At 64.7% G+C, this 5,794-nt stretch carries 4 protein-coding genes and 1 pseudogene; 4 read left to right on the top strand and 1 reads right to left on the bottom strand.

From position 1 onward, the window contains the following. Positions 1 to 137 precede the first annotated feature (137 nt). Positions 138 to 386 (bottom strand): hypothetical protein, encoded by a 249-nt coding sequence (locus tag AOK11_RS42840; protein ID WP_157869368.1) that lies wholly within the window; start codon positions 384 to 386, stop codon positions 138 to 140. Positions 387 to 778: 392 nt separating this feature from the next. Between AOK11_RS42840 and AOK11_RS15790 the strand changes: the two are divergent. The 4 genes and pseudogenes from AOK11_RS15790 to AOK11_RS15775 all read left to right on the top strand — a co-directional run. After that, positions 779 to 1,315 (top strand): annotated as a pseudogene (locus AOK11_RS15790) (transposase family protein); the annotation flags it as partial. 40 nt (positions 1,316 to 1,355) lie between these two features. Next, positions 1,356 to 1,565, top strand: a complete 210-nt coding sequence (locus tag AOK11_RS15785) for an integrase core domain-containing protein (RefSeq protein ID WP_055594358.1) — start codon at positions 1,356 to 1,358, stop codon at positions 1,563 to 1,565. Positions 1,566 to 1,650: 85 nt separating this feature from the next. Then, positions 1,651 to 2,925: a hypothetical protein gene (locus AOK11_RS15780; protein WP_055594357.1), complete on the top strand. Its 1,275-nt coding sequence runs from the start codon at positions 1,651 to 1,653 to the stop codon at positions 2,923 to 2,925. Positions 2,926 to 3,406: 481 nt separating this feature from the next. Next, the gene (locus tag AOK11_RS15775; RefSeq protein ID WP_055594356.1) at positions 3,407 to 5,656 is read left to right on the top strand and encodes an AbiJ-related protein; all 2,250 of its coding nucleotides are present in this window, start codon (positions 3,407 to 3,409) and stop codon (positions 5,654 to 5,656) included. Positions 5,657 to 5,794 lie beyond the last annotated feature (138 nt).

Here is a 5,794-nt window from a genome sequence, read left to right as displayed (position 1 = left end):
GAGCTTCAGAGTCGCTCAGTGAAACGGTCCACCGACCGAGTCGATGGACCGTTCACCACGGCTGAAGGAAATGCAGCCGCGTCAGGCGCGCCCCCTGATTCTTCCCTGCCGGACGGACAGCCCGCCTCCGACGCGCCCTACCACCAGGTCAGAACCCAGACCGGCTCGCGCTTCGGGTTGCAGGTGAACCCGATGGCGGTCCCCTTGGCGACCATTCCGTTGCCACGGATGACGCACACCTCGGCGGTGAGGATTTCTTCCTTGTGAATGACCACGGCCGACGCGCTCGATGTACCGGCGATGGACATCATCACGGCAGCCGCGGTGACACCGGCCGCAGCGGTGATCTTACGGAAGCGAGAAGACTTCAATTTTCCCCATTTCACACATGTGATTCCCAGAAGGTTGAGTGCGAGTGGTCCGACCCCGCAGGACGCCGTCAAAAGGTGTCGGTCCACACATACCCTCGGGCGCACCCTCCACCAAAGTCGCACATTTATCGACTCGGCACGATCACGCTAACACAGCAACAACCTGAAGATCCTACAATTCCCCTCGGCGCGCCACGAGTTGACGCGCCACGAGTCGGCGCGCATCGCGCGGCCCGGAACGCGACCCCGTTCCCCGATGGTCGCGCACTGTAAGCGCCCGTACACATATCTTGAGCTGATTCCAACCTGTCGTCGGCGTCCGTCAGTTGGGCGGCTCTGCAACGCGATGAAGCTCCTGGTAGGAGGTGTCACGACCAAGATTCACCGTGCCCCACCAGGAGCTTCGCGTGCTTGTCTACCCGTCGTCGATTGATCTGTCCAGCCGCACCCTGCGCTACCTGAGCGCTCGACTGCATGCCCGGCGGCGGGAGATCGGGACGCGCTGGCGGCGTCTGCCAGCAGGCCGACAGGCCCTGCTCGCCTTGGCCCACCTGCGGTGCGGCGATACCTATGCCCAGCTCGCCGCCGGGTTCCGCATCGGCATCGCGACGGTCTATCGCTACATACGCGAGGTCATCGACCTCCTGGCCGCCCTCGCCCCGACCCTGACCCTGACCCAGGCGATGAAGACCATCCGGACCAAGGCGTTCGTGATCCTGGACGGCACCCTCCTGCCGATCGACCGGATCGCCGCCGACACCCCGTACTACTCCGGGAAACACAAGCGCCACGGCATGAACGTTCAGGTTCTCACCGATCCGTTCGGCCGGCTGTTGTGGGCCTCCCCCGCCCTGCCCGGGTCTGTTCACGACCTGACCGCCGCACGGGCCCATGGGATCATCGACGCGCTCGCCGCGGCCGAGCTGAAGTGCTGGGCAGACCGCCTGGCATCAGTTACTTGACGTCTATAGGAGCATCAACGCGATGGCCGAGGCGCTGAACGGCACCTTCAAGGCCGAGCTGATCGAGATGCAGGGCCCCTGGAAGGACGTCGACCAGGTCGAGCGGGCGATCTTCCAGTGGATCACCTGGTACAACGAAGAACGCCTCCACTCCGCACTCGACTACGTACCACCCGCCGAGCACGAGGAAGCCTTCTGGCGGAGCCAGGAGCAAACCCCGCAGTCCGCCTGAAACAAGATCACCGGACTCTACGAAACTCGGGGCAGCTCACAGCGTCTCTGCGCCAGAGCTACGCCGAATCGCCTCCTCCTGGGGGTTGGAGGAGCTGGCGGGCAAGACCATCAACTTCGGCTTTCCTGGCCCTTGGGCTGGCAGCACCACCCGCAGCGCGCCCTTCACCTACCGGGTCGGTACAGATCCCTCCCCATGGCTGGCGGCCCGGCGTCAGTGGGGCCGCCAGCAAGACATGGATGTACACGTCTTCCTCGACCGTCCCACTGGAATCCGCTTCCGCTCCCCCGTCGCCTTGAACCAGCCAGCTCAGATGCTGATACGGCTGGCAGGGGAGGCTCTGGACGGCCTGCCCCGCCACCCGCAGACGGCCCTCAGCATCCACCCGCAGGCACGTTGGCACGGCGCCGAGCTGCAGATCGGCGCCGTCACAGACAACGACATCGTTCTCGAACTGAACATCCCCACTCTCGAAGACGCCACGGCGCACCTGCTGGACGGCCTCACCGACAAGTGGGAGCTGTCCGACAAGGGGCGGCTCGGGGCAGCCATGTACTCGGAGGAAGCCTCGAGAGCACTTCTCAAACCGGGCCTGTACGACGTGGTGATGCAGCTGTTCACCCCGCGCAGCAAGGAGCTGGCGAAGGAGCTGAAACAAGCCGCCGCCAGCGGCAGTGACGAGACCGCTCTGCTTGAGCTCGCACAGTCCTGGGGCGGGCGTACACGGCGGCGATACCGCAAAGCCGCCGACATCAACCTGTCAACTGTCCCGGTGGCCGAGCTGGCCGAGATGCTTTGCGCACTGGGCTGGGCTGAGCGAGGGCTGGAGACCGTCTGCGCGCGATGCAGCGACAAGTCCTTCGTTCCCATGCCGTCGTCCACGCCCGACGCCGCATGCCCAGGCTGCTCAACGCCCGCTCGCTACACGGCAGACAAGAATGGTCCTATCACTCACTATCGGCTCGACACATTCGTCGACCAGGCCGCTGACCAAGGCGTCCTCCCCCACCTCATGGTCATCGGCACCCTCCACCGATCTCAGCCGCGCTCGTACTTCCTTCCCGGAGCGAACTTGCAGGTGAGCGGTCACCCTCAGCGCGAGGTCGACATTATCGGCACCTTCAACGGCCGCGTCCTTGCCGGAGAAGTCAAAACCAGCCCCGCCGACTTCACTCAGGAGCAGATCGCCCACGACATCTCCACCAGCGCCAGCATCGGAGCCGACGTCCACCTGATGGCGGCCATCCACCCGATCAGCGCAGCAAGCCGAGAACTCGCCGAAACGCAATGCAACAGCCACGGCGTGGAGCTTCTCGTGCTCGACAACCTCCGCGTGCCTACCTCTCCAAATCTGCAGTAGCTGCCGCTGCAGTCATGAAGAAGACCAAGGACCTGCCGACTGGCAAGGAGTTCCCCGCCCTCTGGGCACGAATGCGGGAGGTCCTCATTCCCGCCCATACCGGACTGTCCCAGCTGGGTGTCAAGCCCGCCCAGGGGCCGCCTCAAGCGCTGGCGGCCCCGCGTGCGAAAAGAAGCCCCGGCAAGGCGCTGCAGGCGTACCAGCGCGGCCTGACAGCCTCGCCCAGCGGGTGGAGCGGAGTAGCCGCCGGCTGCGGCAGGTGTCGGACCGACTCCGCCGCTGGAGAGGCCTGTTGGTCCTCTACAACGACATAGCCTGACAACTTCTGTCTCCTGATCCATCGGTCTAAGCTGGCTGTCCTTCCGCGTTGAGTGGAGGGCGTGATGTGGGGGACGACGCCGGTCGGCCGCGCCTGTGCTGTAAGAGACTGCTGACGTAGGTGCGGGTCGTGTCCGGCTGTGCGCGTAAGGGGGCACAGGCGATGGACAGTGGGCAGGAGCAGCTCGGAGAGCGCGTATTGGCGCAGTCTGCCGCAATTTTCTCTGCTCGCTCAGATGTCGGCGCGACGGAGTTGCTCCGCGCGGTTGAGAGGTTGGATTTCGAGCAGACAGAGGACGGGTATACGACGGCCACCAACTGGCACGACTACTTCTGGGCTGCCGTCTTCTACATCGACGCGGTGGACTTCCCCAGCTTTGGCGACGAGGTCCTGGACCACTTGCTGCCGACGATCGCTGAAGTGGCCGGTCAGAACGGCCGACCATCTGTCGACCGGATCCTGGTCAAGCCAGCGCTTCCCGCCCCGGACGTGAACTGGCGGCAAGCGCTGGAGGGAGGGCAGGCGCCGGCGCTCCTCCAGCCGCACGACATACGCTCGGTCGAGAGTAAACGGGCTCGCATCACCGAGGTCACCCGTATGCGGCTCTTCGACACCCTTCGACTTCAGAACGTCGACTGGTCCGGCAGGCTGGAAGAGCCGGAGTTCCTCAAGCGCATCTTCGATCTGGATGCGTTGGAAAGCTACGACCCACGCTTCACTACCGCCGAGGGCGACATCTACCAGCACCGCGTCAACAACTACGACTGGGAAGTGGACTGGGTCTTCACCGACGAGCGGTTCGGACTGAGTCGCGGCCCGGACGCGGTCCTCCTGCGTTTCCTCTCCGAAATGCTTCACCCCGTTGTGCGGACTGACGCAGAAGAGCTGCGAGAGCTGCTGGAACTCTTCAACACCCTGCTGGCCCGAGACGGTTATGCACTAATGCCCGTAGACTCCATCAGCGGCTACCCCATCTACGGCGGGCGCCGCATTCCAGTACAGGCACGACCCATGATCCCGGACCCTGCCCAGCTGACGCGTAACCGCGTATCTGCGGCCAAGGGCGGCGCTCTGAACCCGTACGACCTGGTGCGCGCTCAAGCCCGCGGTGACCGGAAGGACTACCGCCTCGATCGACTCCCTATGGAGGAGGGCGGACAGGCACAGGTCTTCCGGGCAGTTCACAAGCCGACCGACGCCGAAGTCGCCTTCAAGCGCCGGAGTTCGGAACGGGAAACGCCCGCCGCAAGGATGCGACGAGAGATCGAGATCTCTCAACTGCTTGGTCAACATCCCCACTACATGCCCATCCTCGACTCCAGCCCGGAAGACGGGTGGCTCGTCATGCCGATGGCACAGGCAACTGCGGAGGACCGAAGCGACGACCTCAAGGACCCTGCGCAGCTGCGCGCCCTGGTCGAGGCGCTGATGGACGTACTGGAACTCGCTCACGCTCACGACTGGCTCCACCGCGACGTCAAACCCTCCAACATCTTGCTACTGGACAGCCGCTGGACCCTTGCGGACTGGGGAATCGTCCGGCGGCCGAGAGGGCAGACCACGAAGGCGGGGCGTACCCGCTTTGAGATCGGTACGGAGGGCTTCGCGGCGCCCGAACTCTTCGTTTCCGCGCACGAAGCCACGGCAGCCGCCGACATCTACGGCATCGGGCGCGTCATCGCGTGGGCGCTTACAGGCAAGTATCCGCAGATGAACGTGCCGCTCCTGCCGGATCCAGGCCCATGGAGGGACATCACCCGAATTGCTACGCGCCCCGACCCTGCGCAGAGGCCGCAAAGCATCCAGGACCTCCGCGACCTGATCAACCGCGAGCTCACCGAGCCTGCGGAGCCTCCGACCGAACAGGCGAAGAGGCTGTGGGAACGGACACGTGCCGGTGATCCGGCAGCGGTGACTGCGCTGCTCGAATTGATCACAGACCATCCTGAAGACTACGAGCTGTACGTCCGCACGCTGACCGAGCTCTCGGCTGAACAGGCAGGCCCCTGGCTGTCCCGCAACCCCGAAGGGAGCGATCGCCTCTTCAAGGCCATGGCCAGCCATGCTGATGGCCGCGGAACACGGCGTGTTCAGTTCGCTGAAGCTGCCCGAGCCGCTATTTGGCTTCACACCATCGCGAATTTCGCCGCAGCCAAGGACGACTGGGACCTCCTCGAGGAGTCCGCCCGCACGATGTGCACCTGGGACGCTGCGTGGGACCAGTGGAGCGCCCAAGACCAAATCGCACCCTGGCTCCGCTCTCTGTCGGGCCAGGCTGCGCAGCTCGTAGCATCAGTTCTGCATGATCACCCCCGCTCTGCACGGCACTTCTCCGGCTTGGCACAAGACGGAACCGTGGACCTTCGCATCCGCACGGCCATTCGTACCGCTATCGAGACGCAAGTCCCCTAAAAGGTGTTGCAGAGGGCGTCAGCTGGGCGTAGGCGGATCGCGTACCGCCGTTCCAGAAAACTGGAACAGCGGTACCGCACGACAGCAGGGGCGCAGCCGCCGCCGGACGCGCCCCAACCTGTGCCGCTTGGAAAGTCA

It is taken from the genome of Streptomyces hirsutus, assembly GCF_001418415.1.
Classification (GTDB): domain Bacteria; phylum Actinomycetota; class Actinomycetes; order Streptomycetales; family Streptomycetaceae; genus Streptomyces; species Streptomyces hirsutus.
Note: the sequence above shows the minus strand (reverse complement) of the source record. Positions and strands in the feature narration are given on the sequence as shown.